Annotated in this window: 18 protein-coding genes and 1 pseudogene; 14 read left to right on the forward strand and 5 right to left on the reverse strand. The window is 43.7% G+C overall.

All coding sequences use genetic code 11. From position 1 onward, the window contains the following. The first annotated feature begins 65 nt into the window (after positions 1-65). Together HCJ96_RS03780 and HCJ96_RS03785 are read left to right on the forward strand one after the other, a co-directional pair. Positions 66-1,100: an AraC family transcriptional regulator gene (locus tag HCJ96_RS03780; RefSeq protein WP_169209711.1), complete on the forward strand. Its 1,035-nt coding sequence runs from the start codon at positions 66-68 to the stop codon at positions 1,098-1,100. A gap of 201 nt (positions 1,101-1,301) precedes the next feature. Beyond that, positions 1,302-1,853, forward strand: a complete 552-nt coding sequence (locus tag HCJ96_RS03785; protein ID WP_169209712.1) for a CHRD domain-containing protein — start codon at positions 1,302-1,304, stop codon at positions 1,851-1,853. Positions 1,854-1,967: 114 nt separating this feature from the next. Here the strand turns inward: HCJ96_RS03785 and HCJ96_RS03790 are convergent, their stop codons facing one another. Next, positions 1,968-2,690, reverse strand: a complete 723-nt coding sequence (locus tag HCJ96_RS03790; RefSeq protein WP_211162676.1) for a hypothetical protein — start codon at positions 2,688-2,690, stop codon at positions 1,968-1,970. Between the two features lie 357 nt (positions 2,691-3,047). Between HCJ96_RS03790 and katG the strand changes: the two genes are divergently transcribed. The 6 genes and pseudogenes from katG to HCJ96_RS16270 all read left to right on the forward strand — a co-directional run bounded on the left by katG (position 3,048) and on the right by HCJ96_RS16270 (position 12,832). Then, positions 3,048-5,216 (forward strand): catalase/peroxidase HPI, encoded by a 2,169-nt coding sequence (katG, locus tag HCJ96_RS03795; RefSeq protein ID WP_169209713.1) that lies wholly within the window; start codon positions 3,048-3,050, stop codon positions 5,214-5,216. A 271-nt stretch (positions 5,217-5,487) separates the two neighbouring features. Continuing rightward, positions 5,488-6,114, forward strand: coding sequence for a LysM peptidoglycan-binding domain-containing protein (locus HCJ96_RS03800; RefSeq protein ID WP_169209714.1), 627 nt, complete (start codon positions 5,488-5,490; stop codon positions 6,112-6,114). 449 nt (positions 6,115-6,563) lie between these two features. After that, complete coding sequence (locus HCJ96_RS03805; RefSeq protein ID WP_169209715.1) at positions 6,564-7,817, forward strand: aspartyl protease family protein; 1,254 nt, start codon at positions 6,564-6,566, stop codon at positions 7,815-7,817. Positions 7,818-7,958: 141 nt separating this feature from the next. Beyond that, positions 7,959-9,764: a DUF885 domain-containing protein gene (locus tag HCJ96_RS03810; RefSeq protein ID WP_169209716.1), complete on the forward strand. Its 1,806-nt coding sequence runs from the start codon at positions 7,959-7,961 to the stop codon at positions 9,762-9,764. A 247-nt stretch (positions 9,765-10,011) separates the two neighbouring features. Further along, positions 10,012-11,112: an App1 family protein phosphatidate phosphatase gene (locus tag HCJ96_RS03815; RefSeq protein ID WP_169209717.1), complete on the forward strand. Its 1,101-nt coding sequence runs from the start codon at positions 10,012-10,014 to the stop codon at positions 11,110-11,112. A gap of 310 nt (positions 11,113-11,422) precedes the next feature. Then, a pseudogene (locus tag HCJ96_RS16270) lies at positions 11,423-12,832 on the forward strand (serine hydrolase domain-containing protein). 109 nt (positions 12,833-12,941) lie between these two features. On the opposite strand, the gene HCJ96_RS03830 reads toward HCJ96_RS16270, so the two are convergent. The 3 genes from HCJ96_RS03830 to HCJ96_RS03840 all read right to left on the reverse strand — a co-directional run bounded on the left by HCJ96_RS03830 (position 12,942) and on the right by HCJ96_RS03840 (position 15,544). Beyond that, positions 12,942-13,370 (reverse strand): nuclear transport factor 2 family protein, encoded by a 429-nt coding sequence (locus tag HCJ96_RS03830; RefSeq protein WP_169209720.1) that lies wholly within the window; start codon positions 13,368-13,370, stop codon positions 12,942-12,944. A gap of 127 nt (positions 13,371-13,497) precedes the next feature. Continuing rightward, a complete protein-coding gene (locus HCJ96_RS03835; RefSeq protein WP_169209721.1) occupies positions 13,498-13,905 on the reverse strand; it encodes a DUF1761 domain-containing protein in 408 nt (135 codons plus the stop codon). Between the two features lie 337 nt (positions 13,906-14,242). Further along, positions 14,243-15,544, reverse strand: a complete 1,302-nt coding sequence (locus HCJ96_RS03840; protein WP_169209722.1) for a diguanylate cyclase domain-containing protein — start codon at positions 15,542-15,544, stop codon at positions 14,243-14,245. A gap of 453 nt (positions 15,545-15,997) precedes the next feature. On the opposite strand from HCJ96_RS03840, the gene HCJ96_RS03845 reads away from it, so the two are divergent. Then, the gene (locus HCJ96_RS03845; RefSeq protein ID WP_169209723.1) at positions 15,998-16,837 is read left to right on the forward strand and encodes a mechanosensitive ion channel family protein; all 840 of its coding nucleotides are present in this window, start codon (positions 15,998-16,000) and stop codon (positions 16,835-16,837) included. 378 nt (positions 16,838-17,215) lie between these two features. Here HCJ96_RS03845 and HCJ96_RS03850 read toward each other — a convergent pair whose 3' ends face one another. Beyond that, entirely contained in the window at positions 17,216-19,438 is a 2,223-nt protein-coding gene (locus HCJ96_RS03850; protein ID WP_169209724.1) for a PKD domain-containing protein, read from the reverse strand. 185 nt (positions 19,439-19,623) lie between these two features. On the opposite strand from HCJ96_RS03850, the gene HCJ96_RS03855 reads away from it, so the two are divergent. From HCJ96_RS03855 to HCJ96_RS03875, 5 genes are all read left to right on the forward strand, one after another. Next, positions 19,624-20,706, forward strand: a complete 1,083-nt coding sequence (locus tag HCJ96_RS03855; protein WP_169209725.1) for a hypothetical protein — start codon at positions 19,624-19,626, stop codon at positions 20,704-20,706. 4 nt (positions 20,707-20,710) lie between these two features. Then, a complete protein-coding gene (locus HCJ96_RS03860; RefSeq protein ID WP_169209726.1) occupies positions 20,711-21,784 on the forward strand; it encodes a hypothetical protein in 1,074 nt (357 codons plus the stop codon). Beyond that, on the forward strand, positions 21,777-22,613 hold the full coding sequence (locus HCJ96_RS03865) for a hypothetical protein (protein ID WP_169209727.1): 837 nt from the start codon (positions 21,777-21,779) through the stop codon (positions 22,611-22,613). Before HCJ96_RS03860 ends, HCJ96_RS03865 begins: the two co-directional genes overlap by 8 nt. 383 nt (positions 22,614-22,996) lie before the next feature. Continuing rightward, positions 22,997-23,803, forward strand: a complete 807-nt coding sequence (locus HCJ96_RS03870) for a hypothetical protein (protein WP_169209728.1) — start codon at positions 22,997-22,999, stop codon at positions 23,801-23,803. Between the two features lie 33 nt (positions 23,804-23,836). After that, positions 23,837-24,670, forward strand: a complete 834-nt coding sequence (locus HCJ96_RS03875; protein WP_246261117.1) for a transposase — start codon at positions 23,837-23,839, stop codon at positions 24,668-24,670. Positions 24,671-24,834 lie beyond the last annotated feature (164 nt).

The following is a 24,834-nucleotide window of genomic DNA, read 5'->3' on the forward strand; positions in this document are numbered from 1 at the left end:
CTTTCATTTAAAGACAATTTTATTATCATTAAATGACAGACAGCTGTGATGAATTAAAAGAGGATATGCAGAAAGTTATTCATAATTCCTATGTATTAATGGCGCTGCATTTGAACCTGGCACCACCAGCTAAACTTATACAGCATAGCCGTTTTACTCTGGATGAATTAAAACAGTTAGAATGGCTGCCGGTAGCTGATGGGGTTCAGTTAATCCATAATCTACAACGGTTTACCCTTAACCCGGATACGGCGTTTCTATTTGGCCGTCATTTGGGCGCGACGAGCCACGGCGCGGTAGGTTACGCAACCCTTAGTGCACCTACTGTAGGTGAGGCAATCAATACTTTCGTAAAGTGGTTTCACATTCGATGCGACACTTATCATGCTAATATTGCCCATCAAGAGAACTTTGTGGAGGTTGTCATTACCGATACCACCTGTGACGAGGGGTTCGCGGGCTTTTTCTTTCGCGCTCTGGTCACTGCCTTGCAATCGCTGATGCAGCAGTTACTGGGGCACATTCCCTCACGCCAGATTGTGACCTATCTTAAACATGCACAGACAGAACAAGACAGAAATATTCAGGACTATCTGACTGGCAATCTTATTTTTAACGCCAGCGAGCATAAATTACTGATTAGCCATGAAATATGGCAGTGCAAATCGCCATTGTTTGACCACGTTTCTTTCGAAGCCAACCTCAAACAATGCAGTTATTTGAAGTCGCTCAAAATGGCTGACTTTAAAGATCAGGTAAGTAGTTACATCCGCCAACAACTTGAGTTCGCGCAAGCAGGCAACATCGAACACGCCACCCTGACGCTTACGCGGCTAAGTCAGCATTTAAATTTGCACGAACGCACCGTCATTCGGCGATTAAGGCAGCAAGACACATCTTTCAGGCAGTTAATTGAACAACAGCGTCAACGCTTAGCCGTCGAACTGCTGCTACAAGCCCATTACCAGATTTATGAAATCGCTGAAATTCTGGGTTACAACGAGAGTGCCAATTTCTGTCGCGCATTCACGCGCTGGTATGGTTGCAGCCCATCGGTGTACAGACGGAAAAAAGACAAAACAAGCTTTGCCGAGACATAAACTGTCAGCGTTCTTTACACCTCTAAAATTCTCGATTTTCAACCGCTTGATATTTATGCATAAAAACTAAGGCCGAAATATTGCTTAATTTTTATGCAGTTCGTAAAAAACCGAATTTATTATGTCGTTACCTTCGGTTTGCACCCTGTGCGGTATAACCCCCGCCCGGGCGCTACCTTTTAAACGAAAAATGAGGTTGTTATGAAAATAAAAGTACTACTTCACTCACTCTTAGTATGTGCGGTGGCAACATTTGCTCATGTTGCCAATGCAGATATTATATTCACGGGCACGTTAAGCGGCGATCAGGAAGTCCCCGGAGTTGAAACGACTGCATCAGGAAGTGCGATGGGCGAATTAACGGGCACCACGGGTTCGTACGTCTTTACCTACGAAATAAACTATTCAGACTTAAGCTCACCGATAATTGATATTCTCGGTGGTGGCCATTTCCACAATGCACCAGCTGGCGCAAATGGCGGTGTGGTGCATCTGTTTGATACGGCAGATTTTGCCTTTTTAGGTACCACCGATGGTACGATTTCTGGTGACTGGCGATTTGATGACGCATCCAACCCGCTAACGGATGCGCTTGCCAATGAATTGATGGCAGGAAATATCTATATTAACTTGCACACTGAAAACTTCAATCCGGGAGAGTTACGCGGGCAACTGGTTGCGGTATCGGAACCCGCCGCCTTACTTTTGATTGGCAGTGGTTTATTGTTTGCCATGCGCAGAAAGAAAAACTAGGTAAACCGCTCAGCGCACGCAGTTTGTGCGCTGAATAATTTTTGTTGCGTGCTGTTATTGCGCAATAACTTTAGCGCACGACCTGATACCGCTAACATGGGGTATTCAGCATAATTAATGCAGGTAGACCAGTAGCGCAAACACCGTAATACCGGATGCAAAAGGCAAGAACCGGCTTTTACGCTCTTCAGGTAACTCCTCCTTAAGTACATTTAAAATGATGCTGCCTGCTAAAAAGGCAAACAACCCGTGGATAATATTTTCATTCAGCGCTAAGTAGCGCCCCAATAACCATCCCACTACGATAGCGGCGGAAAGGATCCAACGGCCATAAACCCGGTAAACTTCCTTATGGTGTTGACGTAAGCCATAATCGTTAACCAAAAAATGCAGGGACATGGCAATGGCATAAAATAATAATCCCATTTCAGCGTCATCCTGTCGATGAACGAGTAGATAAGCGATTAGGGCGTTATATAGCGCAAAGGAAAGCAGATGAAGCCAGAATGCATAGCGAACGGTTTTTGACTGTGCAGCGTCCTGCTTTTCTCTCCCCCCTTTTATCAAGCGTTCCAGACCGTAAAATACGCTTAAACCAATCAGGGCAATAAAATAAGTTTGATGCTCAAGGCTGAGCCACGTACTGTCTTTGCTGGCAAACGTTGATTGTATCTCTGCCATTTCAGGAAACAGATGAATGAAAATATAAGCAACTGACACACCGCCGGCAAAAGATAACCAACGACTACGAGGGATCGCGTCAAGAAATCGCAACTTCCCTGCGAAAAGGTGAATCAAACAGAAGAGTAATACGGTGACTAACTGCATAGTAAACATAGCTGAGCCTATCGTGTTTATTGACCAGATACCCCACCACGGGCAATCAGTTCTTGATCTGACATTAAAACCAATCCCATACGTGCAAATGCCTGTTTCGGTCTTATTTAATACCCGCTAGCGGTCAAAGACTGAGAACAAACAGCCGTAACCTAGGCCATTTGATTTCGCTTTCTTTTTACCTTGCAATGCACCACACTTATTACAGAAAGGCTTTACTTAACCAGCTAAATCAATCGATTAGTCAACCATATTGTCACCAATTTCGTAGAGAGAAGCTATAATTAATCAATCGCTTTCTTCGCACCACGCACAAGTGCAACGTGCAATCGCTAAACCTAAGCAACAGAGGTAGTAATGACCGACGCAAAAACCACAGGCAGATGCCCTGTCTCACATGGTGGTAATACAAGTACTGGCAACCACCCAACCAAGTGGTGGCCAGAGTCGCTGAACCTGGACATTCTGCGCCAGCACGGCGCACCTACCAATCCGATGTCGCCCGATTACAATCATAAAGAAGCCGTTAAATCGCTAAACTTTCAGGGTGTGTGGGATGATGTGAAAGCCTTATTGACCGACAGCCAACCCTGGTGGCCCGCCGACTGGGGACACTATGGTGGTTTGATGATCAGATTATCCTGGCACGCAGCCGGCAGTTATCGCCTGGCCGATGGGCGCGGCGGTGCAGGCACTGGCAATATCCGTTTTGAGCCCTTAAATTCCTGGCCTGACAACGCCAGTCTCGATAAGGCATGTCGCCTGTTATGGCCGATTAAGAAGAAGTACGGTAACGCACTAAGTTGGGCTGATCTGACAGCGTTAGCTGGCACCGTGGCTTATGAATCAATGGGCTTAAAAGTGTTCGGTTTTGGGTTTGGTCGTGAAGACGTTTATGCGCCTGAGATAGATATTAACTGGGGCGGAGACAGCGAAATTCTGGGTGAGACCGATGGACGCGTAGCAGATCTCAATGATGCTAACACTATGGATGAAGGTGTTGCCGCATCACACTTAGGCTTGATTTACGTCAATCCTGAAGGCGTGAACGGAAACCCGGACCCGGCTCTAACCGCCAAATATGTGCGTACCACCTTTGCCCGTATGGCCATGAATGACGAAGAAACCGCCGCTTTAACCGTAGGTGGCCACACTGTGGGTAAAGCACACGGTGCCATGGCGGCGGATAACATCGGCAAAGAGCCTTCCATTGGTCGCATGGAGGACGCCGGGCTGGGCTGGCACAACCCGGACGCAAAAGGCAAAGCCAATCAGCACTTTACCTCTGGTATTGAAGGTGCCTGGACGTCCAATCCAACGCAGTGGGATGATGGCTACTTAAAGCTGTTATTTGAATACGAATGGGAATTGAAAAAATCGCCTGCGGGCGCCTGGCAGTGGGAACCGGTCGATATTAAAGAGGAACATAAGGTGCCTGATGCCAGCGACCCTGACATCAAACACAACCCTATCATGACCGACGCTGACATGGCCATGAAGGTTGACCCAATTTACAACAAAATCTGTCAGAAGTTTAAAGACGACCACGAGTATTTTTCTGAAGTGTTTGCCCGCGCATGGTTTAAATTAACCCACAGAGACATGGGTCCGAAGGATAACTATATCGGGCCGTTTGTACCGCAGGAAGATTTGATCTGGCAGGATCCTATTCCCGCAGGCAATAGCGACTATGACATCGCGGCCGCCAAAAAGGACATCAAAAATTGCGGCTTATCTTTAGCTGATATGGTTGCCACCGCGTGGGACAGCGCCCGAACTTATCGGGGCTCTGACAAGCGCGGCGGCGCGAACGGTGCTCGCATTCGTCTGGCTCCGCAAAAGGATTGGCAGGGTAATGAGCCCGAGCGTCTGGCCAAAGTACTCTCCAAGCTGGAACCGATTGCGAAAAAACACAATGCATCGGTAGCAGACATTATCGTGCTGGCCGGCAACGTGGGTATCGAGCAAGCTATTGAAAAAGCTGGTAAGAGCGTGAAGGTGCCCTTCACCCCAGGCCGCGGCGATGCGACTGATGAGATGACAGATGCAGAGTCATTCGACGTACTGGAGCCCAAATCTGATGGCTTTAGAAACTGGCATCACAGCGATCGCCAGAGCAAACCGGAAATATTGATGCTCGACAGAGCCCAGCTCTTAGGGCTTACCATTGCTGAAATGGTGGTATTAGTAGGTGGTCTCAGAGTGCTGGGCACCACCTATGGAGGCAGCAAACTGGGGGTTTTCACTGATAACGAAGGGGTACTTTCCACCGATTTCTTTGAAAATCTCACCGACATGGGATTAAGCTGGCACGCTATGGAAGATGGCTCCTATGAACTCAGAGAGCGAGATTCAGGCTCGATTAAGTACTTTGCCACCAGCGCCGATTTGGTGTTTGGTTCGAATGCCGCATTGCGTACTTATGTAGAGCACTATGCTCAGGATGACAACAAAGACAAGTTCATTAACGACTTTGTGGCCGCCTGGTGCAAAGTAATGGATGCCGACCGCTTCGATGTGAAGTAGGTGAATTGTTGCCAGCTGAGCCACATTGGCTGACAACTTTTTTAATTGCCAAGGCGAACTAGCGATAGTTCGCCTTTGTGTGCTTTCCGATTAGTCTGGTGGCCTTGCAGGGATATCACCAAGCAAATTATTCCTTACACAGCCTGTTTAAATTTGCACGATCGACACTGAGAAAGGAATATTGATGTAAAATGTCGAATGGAAAAAAACACAGTTTGTTGTACATTTATTAATCTGGACTAATTAATAAACCAAGGAATAGGAAAATAGTATGACTGTCGCAATGCATGCCACCGCAGAAAAACCCACAGACACGTCACTGCTAGGATGTGTTCGCGTTACGATCACCGATTCAAATCACACTCTTGACTCAAAGTCGGTAAACGCTAGAGATGTCGCAGAACAATTTGCAGAGCTGTTCAATGAGCAGCTAGTAAACAACTTATTAGATGCTAACTTAAACATAGATGGCACTTCAATTTCATGGGAGATTGAATCTCTTGAAGACGGGAGCCTTAAGGTTTTTTACTTTATTACGGCCATACTTGGTAATACGGCTGCAGTAATAACAATTGCCGATTACATTGAAGAGCTTAGAGATGACGAAAAGACGATTACAACACCGGACAACCGCTACGAGTGTAAAATTGATGTCGCTGAGGGTTTTGATAACGTCTACCAAGTAAAGTTTGGCGACACGCTTTTCTCCGTTGCATCGCAATACAGTAACGAGTTTTCGCTAACTCAAAGGATGGTCATGGTAGTCCTATATCACGTCAATTGTCACGCTTTTGGTGAAAACCCTGATGATTTAAAAGCTGGAGCTATACTAATGATTCCTAGTGATGACGGTTTCAAACGACTGTACGCAGAGTTTAAGAATAAAACGCCGCTTTGACCATTCACTAATCAGCTATTGGTCTTTGATTACACTTTTGTTGAAGGTTCATTTACTTCGATGCGAATTTCAAAGACCGAATTATGTTCGGCTCCGACCAGTTTATCTGGCCAGACACCATCAAACTCTCATTTGAGATTCTGGTAAATGCCCCGTTTCTACCCTGTCAGCAAACGCATAAAATTTCTACGCCAATGCCGCCCTATCCTTACAACTTAACACGCAGGAAATAGCTCGCCACCACAAGAAATCTGTGCCCTCTACTGACTAACAAAATTCAAAAATCAACGATACCTCACGCTTTCAAGTACTACCGGAATTGTCGGAAACCAACATGACGTTATTTGTAAGTAATGATTTATTACATTAATTCTCCCTGTTGAAACATCGTCGACATCAATTGATGATAGGTTTTACCGATTGCGTTAGAACAAAGGATGTATAAACCAATGCGGATTAAAATACTTCTCAGTTTTTCAATGATACTCATGCTCAGCGGATGCAGCTTCCTCAATCAAATTCGAATGCGCTTCGCCAATGATGACTTAACCGCACAATGGCGGGTTAAGGAAGAACAGATAGCCCTGCCTACCCGATACATCAGTAACAAACCTCATGTCTATGTTGATATAAACGGCGAGGAGGACTTTTTATTTCTCATTGATAGCGGTGCCTCTATTAGCTACCTGATGGACAGTGCCAAAGTGGCTGAAATGAATTTAGACAGAGGCTTTGATCTGCTTGCCGCAGGATGGGGTGATGGGAAGGACTCAATAGCCTACCAGGTCACCGTGAAGCAGCTTAACCTTTCCGGTGTGAGCTTTGAAAACGTCAGCATGGCGTACCTGCCCGTTGCCAAATCGCCCTACTTTGCGCGGGCGGATGAAGTGGTGATTGATGGCGTGCTAGGGCACGATATTTTAAAACATTTTGTCTGGCAGTTTGATGAGAGACTAAATCGAATAAAAATCAGCCGCACGCCGTTTCAAGCGGGACCAGAAGATGTTACTGTTGAATTCGACATCTCCATGAGCAAGCTGTCGATTCCAGTAAAAATTGATTTAGGCAACGAACGAGTCATTCAACATGACGTACTTATCGACACTGGAAGTAGGCATTACTTTAAGCTTAACCAGACATATCTTGATGAAGAATCTATCGCACTTAATTTGCCGTCAGTGGAAGCGGCTGATTTTGGTTTAAGCGGAAGAGCCATTCATCGACGAGTAACCCTGCCCGGCTTAAAAGTTGGCAGCGTGAACATGCCAAACATCAAAACCAACCTGATTGAAACCGACGACGCGGATGACTTCTGGGTGATTGGTAGCGCCGCGCTAAATCAATATATCAGTACGTTGGATTACACCCAGAACAAACTATTTCTTACGCCCTATCCAGACCATCATTTTAACAGTCAGTATAATCTTATAGGGTTAGAGCTCAGGAAAATTACTTCGGGCGAATTTGTCGTACGCTATGTAATGCCTGACATGGCAACCTCTGATTTCGATTTTAAAGTCGGCGATCTCATCACCAGATTGAGCGGTAAACCATCCAGCGAAATCACAGAAGATGAATGGCTAATGCTGAGTGATCAGCCTGGGGAATATGAAATCTGCCGGGTTCGAGAGCCTACTGTTAACCAACAATGCTTTTTAGTGGCAAGCAAACACGTTGAGGGATATTCAAACCAAAAACTTTGACGGCGAATGCGGTTCATCCGCCCTGACATTGGCGTCTGCGCACTCAGGCAAAATCTTTACATCTATGAATATTAACTAAAAGTTAATTATTTTTCAGGATGTGCTAGATTTAATTAATCTAAAAAAAGAAAGGGATGTCTTATGTTCCGTATTTGCTTACTCATTGCCATCGCTATCGGTTTTATTACCGGCTTATCACCGCAAGCCAGTGCCGCTGTCCAAACACAAACTGAAGCCGCGCAAACGCTAACCTCTGCCGATGAGAAACTGACTCAGTTTTTAGAGAGCCATTGGCAAAGTTTCCTTCAGGATTACCCCGAGTATGCATCGTATCTGGGTATGGCCAACAAGGAGCAAAGCAGGCGTTGGACAGACAATAGTTTAAAGGCTATTGAGCAGCGCTATCAGTCAGATCTGGCATTACGAAAAAAAATGCAGGATATCGATCGAGCGGCATTGAGCGCAGCACAAAAGGTCAACTACGATCTGTTTAAATGGCAGCTCGACAAGTCCATTGAAGAACATGAGTTTAAAACCTACCTGATTCCCATCACCCAGCTCAGCGGGGTCCATACGCTCAACGACTTTGCTAACATTGTTCCATTAAATAGCGTCGAAGATTATCGCAATTGGCTGGTTCGACTGGAGCGTTTGCCAACCCTAATTGCGCAAACCCGAAAGCTGATGGAAAAAGGCATGAGCGAGGGTATCATGCCTGCCGCCGCAACCATGCAAAGGGTCGCTCCGCAGCTTGATGCACTGATTGTGGAAGATGCGAAAAAAAGCGTTTTTTATACGCCCTTTGCCAAACTTCCCGACCATTTTAGTGACGCTGATAAACAAGACTTACAAACCCAGGCCGTTACCATCATAGACAAACAACTGACCCCTGCCTACCGGGATTTAAAAACTTTTTTTACTGAGCAGTATTTGCCAGGCAGTAAAGAGGAGCACGGCGTCTGGGCGCGAGCAAAAGGGAAGCAGTATTATGAATATTTGGTGCGCTATTACACTACCACCGACATGACGCCCGATGCTATTCATCAATTAGGATTGGAAGAAGTTGCCCGGAACAGGGCTGAAATGGATAAGGTGATTGCCGAGGTGGGCTTTGAAGGCACTTTTGAAGAATTTCTAACGTTTCTGCGAACCGATCCGCAATTTTACTATGAATCTCCCGAGGCGCTATTCGAAGGGTATCTGGCGGTCAGTAAACGTCTTGACCCCGAGCTGACCAAACTGTTTGGTAAATTGCCACGAGCTCCTTATGGATTAAAGCCCATTCCGGATAATACAGCGCCACAGGCACCCACCGCCTACTACAGCGGCCCCTCAGCCGATGGCCTGCGGCCTGGATGGTATTACGTTAATTTACATCAGCCAGAAACCCGCCCCAAGTACGAAATGGAAGTGCTTAGCGTGCACGAAGCGGTTCCTGGCCATCACCTGCAAATAGCGTTGCAAATGGAATTGGGTGAACTCCCCATGTTTCGCCGTTTCTTAGGGTTCACCGTTTTTACCGAAGGTTGGGGGCTTTACAGTGAGCGTTTAGGCTATGACATGAACCTGTATACCGACCCCTACTCTCGCTTTGGCCAATTGACTTATGACATGTGGCGCTCAATTCGTCTGGTGGTCGACACGGGTATTCATTACAAAGGGTGGACCCGACAGGAAGCCATTGATTACTTCAAAGCCAATGCGGCTAAATCAGAAGAAGATATAACCAATGAAGTTGACCGTTATATCGCCATGCCGGGCCAGGCCCTGGCCTATAAAATTGGTCAGTTAAAAATGTTGGAATTGCGCGAAAAAGCTACTTCGCAACTTGGCGACAAATTCGATATCCGTGCGTTTCACGATACTATGTTAGGCTCGGGTTCAGTCCCCCTGAACGTACTCGAATCCAATATTAATGAATGGATCGCGGAATTCGAGAACGAATAACAAAGTTAAACGCTAGCCTCATCAGCTAGCTTTTTCCACGCACACCATCGTTACCCGTCAATGCGATCTAGCGCCTGCTACTGATTCGTTTCAATTCGAAAAGCTCACAACGGGCCCATTTTGCGTAGTGTAAATAAGCAACATGAACGTAGCGCTGTCGGTAGCTTAATTTGAACACTTAATTATCAGCCCCGCCTGCAGGAGTAGCATGCGCTCAATTGCATGAACTTATCTGGTAAGGATGAAAATGCCAAACACCACGCGTCAATGGATACATCGCTTCGAAAAGCGTCTGGACAAACTTAAGCATCGCTATAAAAAGTGGCGTGGCTATTCCCCTGTCATTGTACAACCCTATATGACCTATGGTACTGCGGATGAACTATGGATTGCTGGCAGGCTATTGGAAGCCAAGGGGGTGCAGGGAGGGCTTGATGCCAGTAAGTGGAAAAATCTGGTTCATATGGTGCGCCGCTATCGGAGCGACGAAGTGCCCTTCACGGAGATCGAGTTAATTTTAGGCGATGACGTGCGTACGGTTACCACGGGCGCTGACGGCTATTTTCACTATCAGTGGGACGCCCCTGACAAAGAAAACGTGCGGCAACCCTGGACCAGACTTACGCTAAAAGCGGCGGACCCGGAACTTGCAAAAGCTGAACAGCAAAGTACGGCGGAAGTCTCTGTGCCTGCTGCAAGCGCCGAATTTGCGGTCATCAGCGATGTGGACGACACTATCATGCGTACAGGAGCCACTCACTTCCTTCGGCACGCTAAGACCGTACTGCTCAATAACGCCCATAGCCGGGAGTTGTTTCCCGGCACCTCAGCATTTTATAACGCACTTCACCAAGGTGCTTCTGGCAGCGCAGGCAACCCGTTCTTTTATGTCTCCAGCAGCCCTTGGAATATTCACGACATCATTACCCGGTTTATTGAAATTAATGACCTGCCAAAAGGGCCGGTGCTGCTTAAAGACTTTGGCCTGGAAGAAGACCGCTGGTTTAAAAGCGGCCATGAGGATTATAAGAAAGACCGAATCGAAACCATCCTTAAAACCTACCCTCAACTAAAACTCGTGTTAATTGGCGACTCAGGACAACAGGATGTCTATGCCTATCTGGAAGTGGTCAAAGCCCAACCAGATAAAATTCTGGCGGTCTATATTCGTGACTTAAATTCCGCTGCTCGTTCAAAAGAAATGAATACTGCCGCCGATAAATTTGCTGACTATAACGTGCCCTTCATGTTCATAAAAGATGCCGCAGAAGCGGCGAATCATGCAGTGACACTCAATCTGATAACCGAATTAGCGGCCGGAGATGTTAAACGCATCGCTGAGAAGTAAAAAGAATAAACAAGATAGGCGGATACCGCTCTAAAATACCGCTGCTACGCGCTTAAACGAAGACTCACCGGCTATAGGATTTTTATTATTCGGCGACACGCTGCACCACAAAAACAACACATTGATTAAACCAAGTAGTTCCTGGATGCGTCTAATCCAGGTAAAGAGACAAAAACGAAAAAAAGGGATGATTGTTATGGTTCGTGCCGTGACCGCGATGTTATTGGTATCATGTGGCCTTTTAATGTTCACAGGTGATGCATTCTCCGCTTCCTCAAATACAAGTGATCCTGCACAGGAACTAAAACAAATGCTTCCTGTCTTGCTGAATGAAGCTGGGATACCCGGCATATCACTGGCTTATATTGATGTTGATGCCACCCCCCAAATATTGAGCCTCACCCAGGGCGTTACGAATATCAACGGCAACCTCTCAGTGAAACCTGATACAGTTTTCCAGGCCGCGTCATTGAGTAAACCAGTGCTGGCCTATCTGGTACTTAAGATGGTTGAGCAGAATAAATTGACGTTGGACACGCGGCTGCACACGCTTTACGTCGACTCACGAATGACCGAAAAAGCATACCGCGAACAGCTTACACCTCGTATAATTTTATCGCATCAATCAGGACTTCCCAATTGGGGCGACGACAAACTTACCTTTAACCATGAACCCGGAATCACCTTCGAATACTCTGGTGAAGGTTACGTTTATCTTCAAAAGGTGTTAGAGAAAATAAGCGGCATGTCATATGAGGCGTTGGTCGACAAAGAAGTATTCCAACCATTGAACATGATCAATAGTCGATTTACCTGGAACGAAGACACTTCGTTTGATTTAGCCACAGGACACGATCAGGCCGATTGACTTCAACCGAGCAGTATTCCTGAAGCTAACGCGGCCGCAAGTTTGCATACTACAGCTTCGGACTACGCCAAATTCCTTCTGGCCTGGTTGCAGCCCAAAGACATTTCACAATCCAGCGTTGACTCCGCATTCACTTCCTATGTCATTTTACCCGGCAAAAACGCACAAGCTGATGTTTCTGATCAACTGGGATGGGGCTTGGGTTGGGGGCTGTTCAAAACTGATGACAAAAACGTTGCATGGCATTGGGGTGACAATGGCATTTTCAGAGCTTTTGTTGCCATCGATCTTTCTCACCAAACCGCCATAGTGTATTTTGCGAACAGTCAAAATGGATTGGCCATTGCTAAAAAGATATCACATGCCGCCATTGGTGAAACTACGCCTATTTTTGACTGGCTCGGCTATGGACAATCTGATTCTGAAGCCTGGCAACATATGCGACAAGGTTATCTTGCAGAATCTACAGGTAATTACGTAGCAGCAATTAAACACTTTGAAAATGTGATTGCAGTATACCCAGAAAATCAGAGGCTGGTTAAACGAATTGGCTGGCTAGAAACGCTACAAAACGCCGGGCAATCTCAAATAATTCTTACTGCAACCGAACGCCTGTCAATGGTTGGACAATATGGCGTACGAAACATTTCCCTGAGCGGCTCACAGCTTATTTACCAGCGAGAGAAAGGAACCACCTACCCAATAACGCCAATTACCAAATCGTTATTTCAGGTGGGAGATATATACGAATTTCGACTGGAAGCGGTCAAAGATGAAGAAAGAAACGTGGTTAAATTGATTGGCCATTATATCGATGGAAATAAAGACGAGTCATTACGCAGTAATGGGTGAGTTCAGCGTTTCTCTTCAAATTAAATCCATCATGTACGAAAGATGAAATCTCCGCCTAGCGCCAGCGTTCAGAAATAAACTAAACGCTGACACTAATCTGTGCTTCGCTTTACCGCTCTACATATTGAGCAACTTTGTCGGTAATGTGCCAGCTTCCGTCATGGTTGATCAAATTCAGGTAATCCACATACCCCTTTTTACCCTCTTCACCCCACATGAACTCCACCGTGGCGTTAGCAGCATTGCCTGTCACTTTCACATCAGTAATTTCAATCGTAGCGTCCCATTCATTACCACTATCTACCAGTTCAGCAAACGCATCGCGGGTGTAGTTTTTATAGCTACCTTCTTCGTTAAAATACTGAATTGAGGCCGACTCCAAAAATGCCATTTTAATATGTTCACCCGACCCGGTTTTAACTGCAGTGATATAGCTGTTCACCGCGTCTTGTGGTGAACCGAAATCATGCGCCAGAACATTTGCTGACAGCAACAAACTCATTACTACCATCACTACTTTAAATCGACGACTTAACATATTGTGTTCCTTATTGTTATTTGAACATTTAAAGAAGCCTAACGGCGAAGTACTTTTTATGCAATTTGATGTTTATTTCAGATGAGGCGGCCTAGTAGAGGGCAAAAGGGAGACTACCCCTTTTCGGTCAGCGCCACCCACCAATAATCGTACCCATCACCGTTAGCAGCGCGATCATATAGCCGGCGTCAATGAGGTACAGGCGCAGGGGCTTCATTGCGAACAGGTAGTTGATACCAAAGGTTGTTGCGATGAACGCAAGACCGACCAGGATCCCGACGTTAAAACCTGAGGCGAAATCCGGAGCAGGGTGCAGCTGCAAAACCATTCCCATGCCGAAAGCTGCCACTAAATTCAGTACAAATGCGCCACCGTAAACTTTGCCGGGGTGGCCTTGCTGGATATCTTCATCGGTCAGGTTAGAAAGCCTCTGCCATGCTTTGCCAAACAAAGGCCCATACCAGATTGCTCCAAGTGCGAATGCTGACAGTGCTGAGACAATCACCGCCCACCAGTTTAATTGAGCTAGCAACATTATTATTTTCCTTTTTTGCTAATGGTCAACCTAGACCATAGCAAAGAAATAGGTACATGTACGAGAAAAAGGAGCAAAGGGGTTCGACTTCATTTTCAATGTCTACTTTAACAATCAACTCTTTAAATCGAGGTTCTTAAAAATTTCTGCCACACAATCTTTGTCTCGTTAAGACTGTGCTGGAGGAACACTTGCTGAACAGTCATTCTCCATACGTCGGAATTACTAGGTGTGTGTCTGTCCTATTTTTCAAGTAGATAGGTCAGATTAAGCCGAGACAAAGTCAGTTCAGATTTGAGATCTGAGCTGAACATACAAACACGGCTTCGCCTGTTGGTTATGCGGTTTCCTGATAATTATTTTTACCGAGGGCTTTTGCTTTGTACATTGCATTATCCGCCGCGCTTATCATTTCATCAACGCTTTGAAATCCGGAACAGCTATGTGCGATTCCTATACTCACCCCAATTGAAACTTCGCAGCCTTTAATCATCAATGGTCTGGCAAATTCGTTAATGACCCTATTGGCTATTTCGAAAGCCAGTTCATTTGCCGACATTTCGTTCAACAGGATAATGAACTCGTCTCCCCCTATCCTGCCAATCTTATCGTTCTCGCGGACTATTGAGTTTAGCTTTTTGGCAACGACTTGTAATAAGCAATCACCCACCTGATGACCATAGCTGTCGTTAACCTGTTTAAAGCCGTCAAGGTCGACGAACATCACAGAGAAACCTCGACGCTTTCGACTTTCGGTATTATCCAGCTCTTTTTCAATCAGAGAGTAAATAGCGGTGCGATTCGGTAGCCCTGTCAGTTCATCATGATTCGCGGCAAACTCTAAGGCTGTTCGCTGCTGTCTTTCCTGTTCGGCGAAGTCTCTCCTCCTTATCGCCGTGGAAACATGCTGGGAGACGAACGTAAGTAGTTGAACGTCTGCTTCTGAATACATAAAGCCTTTAATATAGCTCTGTACAACAATGACTCCGATTAAATTTTCGGATTGGAAAAGAGGCACACCTAACCAGGACTCGGAAATCCCCACACGCCTTTTTGTAACGCCTTGCGTACAAAGTTTTTCCATATCGCTGCGAGACAACAACATAGTTTCCTTTGAGCGAATGACCAATTCCGTAAAACCATCGCTTACTTTTCTCGACGGGTGCGCTGTTGCCCTTTCGTCGCCATATTGACTGTCTCTATAAAAGACAAAGTCTATATTTCTTCCAGACGAATCTAATTTGCAGATATAAAAATTTGTGACGTCTATTAATTCGCCGACGATATCGCGTAATTTTTTATAAAAGTCGTTTATTTCTACAGAAACGTCGTTAGTGAGTTCCGATATCCGATAAACAGCATTGAGCAGTTTTTCAGAGTGTTCTTTTTCCCTTAGCTCTGCTTCAAGTATTTTTATTTGGCCGCGCAATGCTCTCTCTAATTGACCACCGTTAAAGTGCTGAATCCCTCGATCATAGCTGCTGTTCGCTATCTCTAATGTTCTCCACACTTGTTCATCCGTCCATGAGCCTTCTAACGTGAAGAGAGTCGCACCCGATTCATTGACTATGGTGCAAATTTCTTTTTCAGGCGTAACCTTTCTTTTTATTCTGCATTGATTCTTTAAATTTAAAAACACCAACTACCCTGCTTAAAAATCTCTTATTCTTTCCACCCATTAAAATACAACATTTGCTTGCCAGAGACATCTGGATCTATTTTAAAAAACCGACTTTTTACAAAAGGCCTAGGTAAGCCGACAGCATACGATACGTGAGAACGCCTTTTTGGGTGTGATCTATTCCCCAAATTTAAAACCATAACAATGATAAAATTTACAAAACTTGAACGCCCGTTCTTTGCCTTTTGATGACTGTCAATGCTTGCTATAGGGCAGCTCCGTACGTATAGCGGGTCTTTTCAATTAAATCTCAGTTTAATGTCAAATCAATAGCACAAAAGCCAGCAGCTTCATACTGCAACACGCGTTATTTGATGGAGTAAACAGTCCGCTCCCACTCAGGTAGCATCAATGCGATCTAACATTTTTCTTCAACGTAACCAACAAGGTTAATAAATTAAAGAGGCATTTATGGAAGATTTCTTCGGAACTAATATCGATTTATCGGATTTAACCGAAAAAGCAATATCATTGGTGATGACTTATACCCCCAAATTGTTATTGGCCATTATTACATTGGTGGTGGGTCTCTGGTTAGTGAGTCGTTTTGTGAGTTTATTAGACCACCGACTTGGAAGAAAGGACCCCACTTTAAATAAGTTTCTATGCGGACTTATTAGTGTTGTCTTAAAATTGATGTTGTTGATTTCTGTCGCTTCTATGATCGGTATTGAAACAACCTCGTTTATCGCCGTAGTTGGTGCAGCTGGTTTGGCCATAGGTCTAGCGTTACAAGGCAGCCTGGCGAATTTTGCTGGCGGCGTGCTAATACTGATTTTTAAACCATTCAAAGTGGGTGACACCATTGAAGCAGAAGGTCACTTAGGTTCCGTGGAAGAGATACAAATTCTTTATACCATAATTAATACCTTCGACAATAAGCGTATTGTCATCCCCAACGGTAGTCTGTCTAATGCCACGTTGACTAACGTCAGCGTATACGATAAGCGCCGCTGCGACATGACGTTTGGTATAGGCTATGATGACGATATCGATAAAGCAAAGGAGGTGTTACAGCGCCTGTTTGAAGAGGATGAGCGATCATTGTCCGACCCTGCACCTAGGATCTGTGTGGGTGGATTAGGCGACAACTCAGTCAATCTGATGTTTCGCCCCTGGGTTGCCACGGATGATTTGTGGCCTTACTACTGGGATATGCAGGAAAAAGTAAAAAAAGCCTTTGATGAAGAAGGAATTAGCATACCTTATCCGCAGCGCGATGTGCATATCTACAAAGCGAGTGACGATTAATCTCCCCATGCAGAGATAGCTTTGCAAGCTATCTCTGATACTTCTCAAAATTGGCTTTTAGACTCGGGAGTCTGGCAATCTGGAGTTCAGCTGCCCAGAAAATATCGAAGATAGTAAGCAGCTATTCATTTTCGCCTATCTAAGTGCGCACCGCATGAGTATAAGAAATAATATCGCTATGTTGTACCCAATGTATCAGGTGATAACGGCTACTGTTTGGCGCAAAGGGGCTATCAAGTTTAAGAAGCTCGACTGTCTTGTGTTTGTCTAGAGCTGCCTGTCAGATGTTGTATGTGCCTTAAATAGAGACTGTCGAATCAGATATGAGGTAATACAAATAAAGAGCAGGAATCAACCTGCTCTTCTCTACATATAAAATTATTCCTCAATGAACGGAATATCGATAGGTGATTTATCGAATTTTTTCATCCTTCTCATGTCTACTTCAACTGCGTCTGGACCAAAAAACAAGTCAGAATAAATAGTTCGCATATCACTCAAAACAAGATAAGCATCTCTGTTGGTATCAGCTAATTCCCACTTTCTCACTTGTGACAATCTGCAATCATCAGCTACCGCTCGACAATTTGTAACCTCAGTTCCAGACAATAATTGGAACCTTCTCATTACTAAGATACCTTCTTCGATCGTCCAAGTTCCATAAAAGCGAGATATTTCGTTTGGAGATATTTCACCGTCAGAATTAATATCGTTAGTTGATAAGGTGTTCAAATTTCCATTCTCCTCTAACTGAAGAAGGAACTGATTGATACCTGTTAAATTTCCCGAAAAATAACCATAAATACCAGGTGCAGTATCAGTGGTCCACTCTAAAGACTCAGTGTTAAATGCGCCACTAGTTGTTCCGCCAAAGATACCATCACCAATTACAGTAGATTCTGAATGTATATGCTCACCAATCGAAGATCCCGGAACTTGCGAAAATTCAATTTTTTCGAATACCTTATCTACTTCTGGAGATACTGGAAGACCATCAGAAACTTTTGAAAGGATAATTTTACCGTCAATTTGCTCCCACGTGACTTCTAGCTTCGTATTTACACCAAAGCCAGTGCCGTCAGCGTTTAGAATGAATTTATCATTGAAGAAAGAAATTATTTCATTCTCTGTTGTTACGTAATACATAAAAGAGTCAGTCGCAGTAATCAAAGGTAAGAATGCTACATGTTGTTCGCGATCTACAATATCTTCTCTTTTAATTGCTGCTGTATAAATCGAAGAAAATTCAGTTGAATATTTCTCTGCTTCATTATTTGGATAAATTGTTTCATAAGTAATGTCATAAACAACATCCAAACTGCCTCTGTTTTCGTTTAAAACGCTAATTTTAACCGCTTTTACACCTCTTAATATATCAACAGTCATACCATCAATTACTGTTTGTGATTCTTCATACGCGGTTTCTGAAAAGTCTACGTTTATAACACCTTCACTCGAATTCCATGTGAAGTCAGCAGCTAAAAATTTACCGGTTCCATCGTTGTTAAAGTCGAAACCAATGCCAAAAGAACGCGTATCAGAATAGGTTGTTCCATACAATCTGAATGCTTCCGGAAATTCAAATTGGGTATTAACCAATCTTTTGTCTGAAAGCGTTTCCTCTTTAGCTTCAGCAAACTCAGGCTTATTAATAACTTTATTTAAGTAATCTTTCCTTTTTTCCACTTGCTCAACCAACTGCAACGTATTTTCAAGGTCGCTAGGGAGTGAAAGTTCTTCGTTAACCAAAGCTTTATCTATTGCAACTTTAATCGCCGTTGCAAGATTTAAGATGTCTTCAGCATCCAACGATGCGCTATATACTTCATAAGCTTCTTCAGAGAAAATATCTTCCTCACCACTGTCTGTTAACATTAATCCGTATTTTGCGGTTGTGATATGAGTGATGCTGGAAGCAGAATTCTCATTTAATCCCAAAACTCCATCTTCTCCTGCCAATTCAACCAACGTATTAAAATCAGCCATTAACGAAATAAGCACTGCGTCGCTCTGCTCGCCACTACCTACAGCCTTTAATGATACAAATTTGCTCGTTTGACCTTCATCTAGTGTGATATCAAAGCTGTAATTTCCATTTTCATCAGTAGTTGTAGTTTGCTCTGTATCCTGACCATCTAGCATCAAAACTATTGTTGCATTAGCTAGTGGGTTATCAGTTGCCTGACCATTAATCGTCAGCGAGGAGTTTTTACCGATGTCTTTGATATCGATTTGAACCACTTCAAATGATGACTCACCATCGTTATCTGTCACGTAAACTGTCAGAAAAACTGATTCGTTAGTATCAACCTCTGGTAGGGTTACGGATACTGTTGAGAAGTCAGTATTAGCTAACTTAACCGTAACGCCCTCAGTCTGCTCCCATCTGTAGCTTTGTACGCTACCATCTGCATCTTCTGCACTGGCGCTAATTTCGATAGTTGAATTCTCGTTGGCTGAAATTGTTGTCTCAACGGTAATTTTTGGAAGTAAATTTTCTATAGGAATATCGATTGAGGTTGATTGGCTATCACCCCCACCACCGCAACCCACTAAGGCTGACATTAATAAAACACAAAAAGTCGCTCGTTTGAAATTCATGAATAATCCATTTGAATTGGCTTGTTTGAAGAGCGGCGGATTATACTATAGTAGTAGATTGACTGGCTTTGAATGCCGTATGTGATTACAGACTAACTTATGTTTTAGGAGATGTTTGAAATTCCCGACATATGGTATATGTTTATACGAATTGGATAAATAATATACAATTCATGGAGTGAATAATGCCATCAATTATTCTAATTCACGGCATTGGCGATCACGCCGACAGTAGCTTCAAAACCTCATTTACCAATATTTTTAATTACCTGCATAAAGAATTTTATAAAAATGTGCCCAATTTAAATGAGCACTGCAATGTGGAGTTAATCAACTACGATACCATTTTCGACAAGATCCTTGAAAAGCAGCGTAAATCAACTCAACAAGGCAGCATTACTGCTTCAGATAATAAAATATTTCAGTCGTTATTAAGTTATGGAGAGACAATCCGGGAAGATAACTTTTTCACTAAAAGTGCCCTGGATGCATTCATCTATAACACCTTCCTTGCAAGGGCTGTGGAAGCGGAAGCCGGCGAACAGTTTTATAAGGCTTATAACAGTACGGTTAAAAATGGAAATGTTGATGATTGTCATGTGATATGCCATTCATTAGGCACAGCTGTAATGCATAACTTATTGCATCGTTTGTTCGATACGATGAATAAGCAAGAGAACACACCAAAATACCTTTCTTACCCTTATAACAAGATCAAGTCATTAACCATGCTTGCCAATGTTAGCCGAGTCTTCCCCCACGCTAGAGATCCCTATTCGAGTCGAGTTAAACCTGATTTATCGAATGGCATGTGTAAATACTTTCGCAATGTTTACCACGAATTTGATTTGGTCGCGCTTTTTCGAAAATTCAATCCAACGGCAATCTGGGATAATGACACACTGTTCAATTACGTTGAAATTCGTTTTAACGAAGTTGTTGATTTGCATAGGATGGCGCCAGACGTATTTTCAGAGGAGCGTCAATTATGGAATATTCATTCATTTGAGCATTACCTGGCTTGTCCGGACGTTCACGTAGGGATAATGAATGATATTTTTCGGAAGTCTGAGGATCGACCCAAAAAAAATGAAATCGACAAATACACAAAGCATTGGCATAAACTCTCACTAATGGGCATTTGGGAAGAACTTAAACAAACCAAAGATAGTGCTGACTTTTCCGATGGGATAGATGATGAAGCTGAGAAGTTAAAAGACATTTATTCAAACTTCGCCCGCTTTTTCAACTCAGATACAACGGAGTAGCACGATGAAAAGGACTTTGCTAATTATTATCGCATTACTTCCTGTTTATGCCCTTGCCGACCCTAACGCCAGTAAGGACAAACTAGAGTGTCAATTTCCAAATAATGTTGAGGTTGGGGATAGCTGGGGGGATGTTCAAAGCCAGGCGAATGACGCTCGAAAAGCAATTTGCGAACACGTTAAGCTTAATACAATCCAAAGCTTTATTGATGCTCATTTCTATTATCAAGTCTGGGTAAATGACGTAATTGCAGAGGCAAACGAACAATTAAATATTTATAGTGATACCGTCGCTACGTTGCTTACTGAAAGTATCGATCCTATATATGATTTGCGCCTCAAACCAACTATCACGGTATCTGGCAGCCAAGCTGTTTCATTTAAAAACGTTCTTTCAGGTGACAGTCACGACTTACCTGAGCTCAATGAACAAGTTAATTTAACGCCAGAAGAGGTTTCCGATTGCAACTGCGTCGATGCTTTCGTTGATTTGGAAGAGATGATTGATGACGTATTTTATGCGCGTAGTTTGAAAGGGACCTTTAATATAGAAAAGCTCTCAGCAATTAATACGGAGTGGAAGTCCTTCATAGACACGTCCCGGGCACAAAGTCACATGGATATATGGTTTACCACAGTTGTATATGACACGTTCAGCGGTCTTATAGGTGACGATTACTTTACCTCTGATTTTGCTAAGCCTCCTTCTACTCAATACTTTCTAATGAGGCTCAACCCTGTATATGACAACATGGGAAAAGCACCTGATGGTCAGGAATTAAAAGAGTCGTTGGCGTTAGAAGTCGTGGGTTTTAACCGATGGAAAGAAGATGGCTGTTTTAATTCTTTTTCCTGCGGAGTTTCTTTTGCCTTAAATTATGCCGACCGGGACGGGTTTGATGAACTGGGCTGGGGTTTCATGTTTCATATTGATAACAGATTCAGTTTCGGCTTTTCAAAATATGGGGGTGATGAGGCGTTCTACCTATCAATTGACTTGTACCAATATATTTTCAACAGAGAAAACGACTATAAGCAGTATCTTTCAGACCGGCTAAAGGTGCTTAACAATGATTGATCCTATAGATGAAACAGCGGCTCAAGAACACTCGAACAAAGAGCACTTTGACTATCAGTTTCTACGTATATTAGTGGGATGGATTGCGCTAGTTATCGCATTAGTCTGTTACGTTAGTTACTGCATCTGGGTTGGCAAGCTTTCTCTGCCTTCGAGCATATCCGCTACGTTTCACTTTGGCGCAGTCATACCATTTGTTGGATTACTATTTATCGTTAGCGCATTCCTGGCCTGCTATGGAGAACGAGGCTCGATAGACTCGATGCTTTCATCTTTGGGAGCCATATGCGCGTGCATTGTCGCTGTATTCCCTACGTCAATTGATATGAAGTGGGTAAAACAAACTGAAGAAGTCTTAGCAAAACTACCAGCCTTCTGTAATATTAAGGAAAACGTTGTCGATGGAAAATGTTTATACAATCATTACCCTCTTATTAAAGGGGAGTGGATACCCGTTATTCACATTTCTGCAGCGATTTTCCTAATAGCCATACTATGTATATTTTGTCGGATTTTCTGGGTCCGGGCTAAAAGGAAGCTAGAGGTAGCCAAACCTGAAAATAAGATTAAGGTGGTAAGAAGAATACTAATTTATCAGATTTGTTGCGGTTTAATGCCTGTGTCTGCAGCAATTGGTTGGCTCGTCAAAGATGATATCCATTCAGCTCTATTTTGGGTGGAATTCGTTTGTTTAGTTGCATTTGGAGTAAGCTGGTTGGTCGCAGGTAAAGCATTTAAAACCACTTCAAATTCCAAGCATGATGAAGATGATCTTTCTGAGAAGATTGGTAAAGTAGCCCCTGTAGATTTTAAAATCCCATTTAATTAAAAACCGGAAAATACGATTTGCCATCCTTAATTAATTCGATTGAAGTCTGATAATTGAACAACTTAATGGGGCCAACTGAATTAGTGCTCGGGTTTCATCGATGAAAAGAGAGATAGGCGGTGATGCAATAATCGTTGGGGCACTTTCAGAGCATTTCTATGGTGAGGAGGTTGAGACATATCTAGGTGTTCATTACGAAACTCTAAAAATAAACTGCCTGCTTTACTAATAACCGAGTGACATTCAGCGAATAACTTCATTGACCCATTTATACTATAATAGCTAACTTAGTGAACGAAGATTTAGTTGTATAGGAGGTAAATCTTTTGCAAATCAATCTGTGAAAAGGTGTGACTTGCACAGCACACTTATAAGGGCTTCTCATGTCAATCCATCGCAAGTTTTTTAAAACGTTCCTTTTACTGTTTGCCGTAATTTCAAATAACACTATAGCGAGTGTCATTCTCTACCAAACAGATTTTGATTCACCTGAATATTCCGTGGGCTCGTTTGCGGGTCAGGACGAGTGGTTTGCTGTGTTAGGTAGCGACGCGGCAACTATTTCAACTGAGCAATCCGTTAGTGATAGTCAAAGCGTACGTATTGATGGCGCAAAATTAGAATCCTTTCCCTCCTTTCCACCACCATTTGACACGTTCCAGTTTGGCTCGTATGCCCGACCACTTAGTTACGACACCCGGGGAAAGTCTATTGTTACCTTGTTTGGCATGGTCAACCTGAACGGTGATATTCCACCTACTTGTGGCACCGGTCTCGGATTAACAGGCATAGGTGACATGTTGCCCAATGCACTGATTGGGATTCAAGCCGATGAAGATGGCAATTCGGTCTTCTACTTGTCTAACGCTGATACGCAAGCAGTATACGGTGAGGCCTATAATGTCGGGGAATGGGCAACATTAGAGGCCATATTTGATTACACCGCTAGAACGGTGACCGGCTATGCTAATGGCAACCTGTTAGGGACCGTTGTATTCACGGCAAACGCCAGTGATCAAATAGAGTATATCAACATGTCACTAGGCTCATCCGTTCCATTGCCTAATGTTTTGGCATTTAACGATGACATCACGATACGCGCCCAACATATCAGCGAACCTAATATGTCAGTAATGTGTATCCTCGTTTTGATGGTTATGGTGTTAAGACGGCATCGTATGAAAAACTAAACAACCGGCAGCTCAAACGTAAGGCTTATGACAATGCTTGCATTTCTATACGGTAACGGTCTGCTGATCTACACCTTTCTAAACTTGCCGATTGATGATGAAGATAGTTTGCTTCCACTTCAAGCATCATCGGTCAACTACCGTATTGCAGTAGGCAAGGATGCTGGTAAAAAAGTATTCATTCTGCAAACATTGCCAGCCAAAGATCACTATAACTATGGACAACTAGCAAAGATATCTGGATTTAGCCTACATGCAGGGGTATTCGCTGACGCAGATCAACCAGACAAACTAGAGAGACTTTCTCGCTATATCGCAAGGCCAGCTGTGAGTGAACAACGCTTAAGCCTAACAACTGCAGGTAATGTCAGATGCAAACTTAAGACGCCCTATATAGAAGGTACAACCCACGTATTCTTCTCACCGATTGACTTCATTAGTAAGATTACCGCCTTGGTACCACCGCCTAGACTCAATCTGACACGGTATTATGGCGTGCTTGCGCCAAATGCCAATGTACGTGCAGAGATCACTGCTTCTCAGCGAGGCAGGAACAGCCCTCGGTTAGCCGAGGACTTAAAAGACTCAGGTAAGCCATACCATGCACGTAGTATGAGCTGGGCTCAGCGGTTAAAACGAGTATTCAACATTGGCATCACCATTTGCGAAGCGTGTGAGAGCAACAATGTCAAGATAATCGCTTGTATTACACAGCCTGCTATCATCAACAAGATATTGATGCACTTAGACAAAAACAGCTTTCCTATTACTGCTAATACTTGTCGAGCCCCGCCGCTTTTCGAATCTGCTCAAACCACAGTGGTTGATGACTATACCATCCAACAAGATTTTGACTTTGGGGCATAAGTGTTAAACCAAAAGAAAGCTTGAACACGCAATATGTTGAGGCAAAAGCCTCTATAAATCTGATTTCAAATTTTAGTGCTAAAGATCAGGTAACCTGCTTATCTTAACGACTACTCACTTCGCGCTATTTTTTTAGAACACCCATTCGATATATGTAAAAGCCC

The organism is Alteromonas ponticola (genome assembly GCF_012911815.1).
In the GTDB taxonomy this organism is placed as follows: Bacteria; Pseudomonadota; Gammaproteobacteria; order Enterobacterales; family Alteromonadaceae; genus Alteromonas; species Alteromonas ponticola.

What these genes read in the sequence shown, in the direction of transcription:
- HCJ96_RS03810 (WP_169209716.1), top strand. Translation starts at nt 7,959, where the DNA reads ATGTTCCGTATTTGCTTACTCATTGCCATCGCTATCGGTTTTATTACC.
- HCJ96_RS03785 (WP_169209712.1), top strand. Translation starts at nt 1,302, where the DNA reads ATGAAAATAAAAGTACTACTTCACTCACTCTTAGTATGTGCGGTGGCA.
- HCJ96_RS03870 (WP_169209728.1), top strand. Translation starts at nt 22,997, where the DNA reads ATGTCAATCCATCGCAAGTTTTTTAAAACGTTCCTTTTACTGTTTGCC.
- HCJ96_RS03815 (WP_169209717.1), top strand. Translation starts at nt 10,012, where the DNA reads ATGCCAAACACCACGCGTCAATGGATACATCGCTTCGAAAAGCGTCTG.
- HCJ96_RS03850 (WP_169209724.1), bottom strand. Translation starts at nt 19,438, where the DNA reads ATGAATTTCAAACGAGCGACTTTTTGTGTTTTATTAATGTCAGCCTTA.
- HCJ96_RS03800 (WP_169209714.1), top strand. Translation starts at nt 5,488, where the DNA reads ATGACTGTCGCAATGCATGCCACCGCAGAAAAACCCACAGACACGTCA.
- HCJ96_RS03875 (WP_246261117.1), top strand. Translation starts at nt 23,837, where the DNA reads ATGCTTGCATTTCTATACGGTAACGGTCTGCTGATCTACACCTTTCTA.
- HCJ96_RS03860 (WP_169209726.1), top strand. Translation starts at nt 20,711, where the DNA reads ATGAAAAGGACTTTGCTAATTATTATCGCATTACTTCCTGTTTATGCC.
- katG (WP_169209713.1), top strand. Translation starts at nt 3,048, where the DNA reads ATGACCGACGCAAAAACCACAGGCAGATGCCCTGTCTCACATGGTGGT.
- HCJ96_RS03865 (WP_169209727.1), top strand. Translation starts at nt 21,777, where the DNA reads ATGATTGATCCTATAGATGAAACAGCGGCTCAAGAACACTCGAACAAA.
- HCJ96_RS03845 (WP_169209723.1), top strand. Translation starts at nt 15,998, where the DNA reads ATGGAAGATTTCTTCGGAACTAATATCGATTTATCGGATTTAACCGAA.
- HCJ96_RS03855 (WP_169209725.1), top strand. Translation starts at nt 19,624, where the DNA reads ATGCCATCAATTATTCTAATTCACGGCATTGGCGATCACGCCGACAGT.
- HCJ96_RS03835 (WP_169209721.1), bottom strand. Translation starts at nt 13,905, where the DNA reads ATGTTGCTAGCTCAATTAAACTGGTGGGCGGTGATTGTCTCAGCACTG.
- HCJ96_RS03830 (WP_169209720.1), bottom strand. Translation starts at nt 13,370, where the DNA reads ATGTTAAGTCGTCGATTTAAAGTAGTGATGGTAGTAATGAGTTTGTTG.
- HCJ96_RS03780 (WP_169209711.1), top strand. Translation starts at nt 66, where the DNA reads ATGCAGAAAGTTATTCATAATTCCTATGTATTAATGGCGCTGCATTTG.
- HCJ96_RS03790 (WP_211162676.1), bottom strand. Translation starts at nt 2,690, where the DNA reads ATGTTTACTATGCAGTTAGTCACCGTATTACTCTTCTGTTTGATTCAC.
- HCJ96_RS03805 (WP_169209715.1), top strand. Translation starts at nt 6,564, where the DNA reads ATGCGGATTAAAATACTTCTCAGTTTTTCAATGATACTCATGCTCAGC.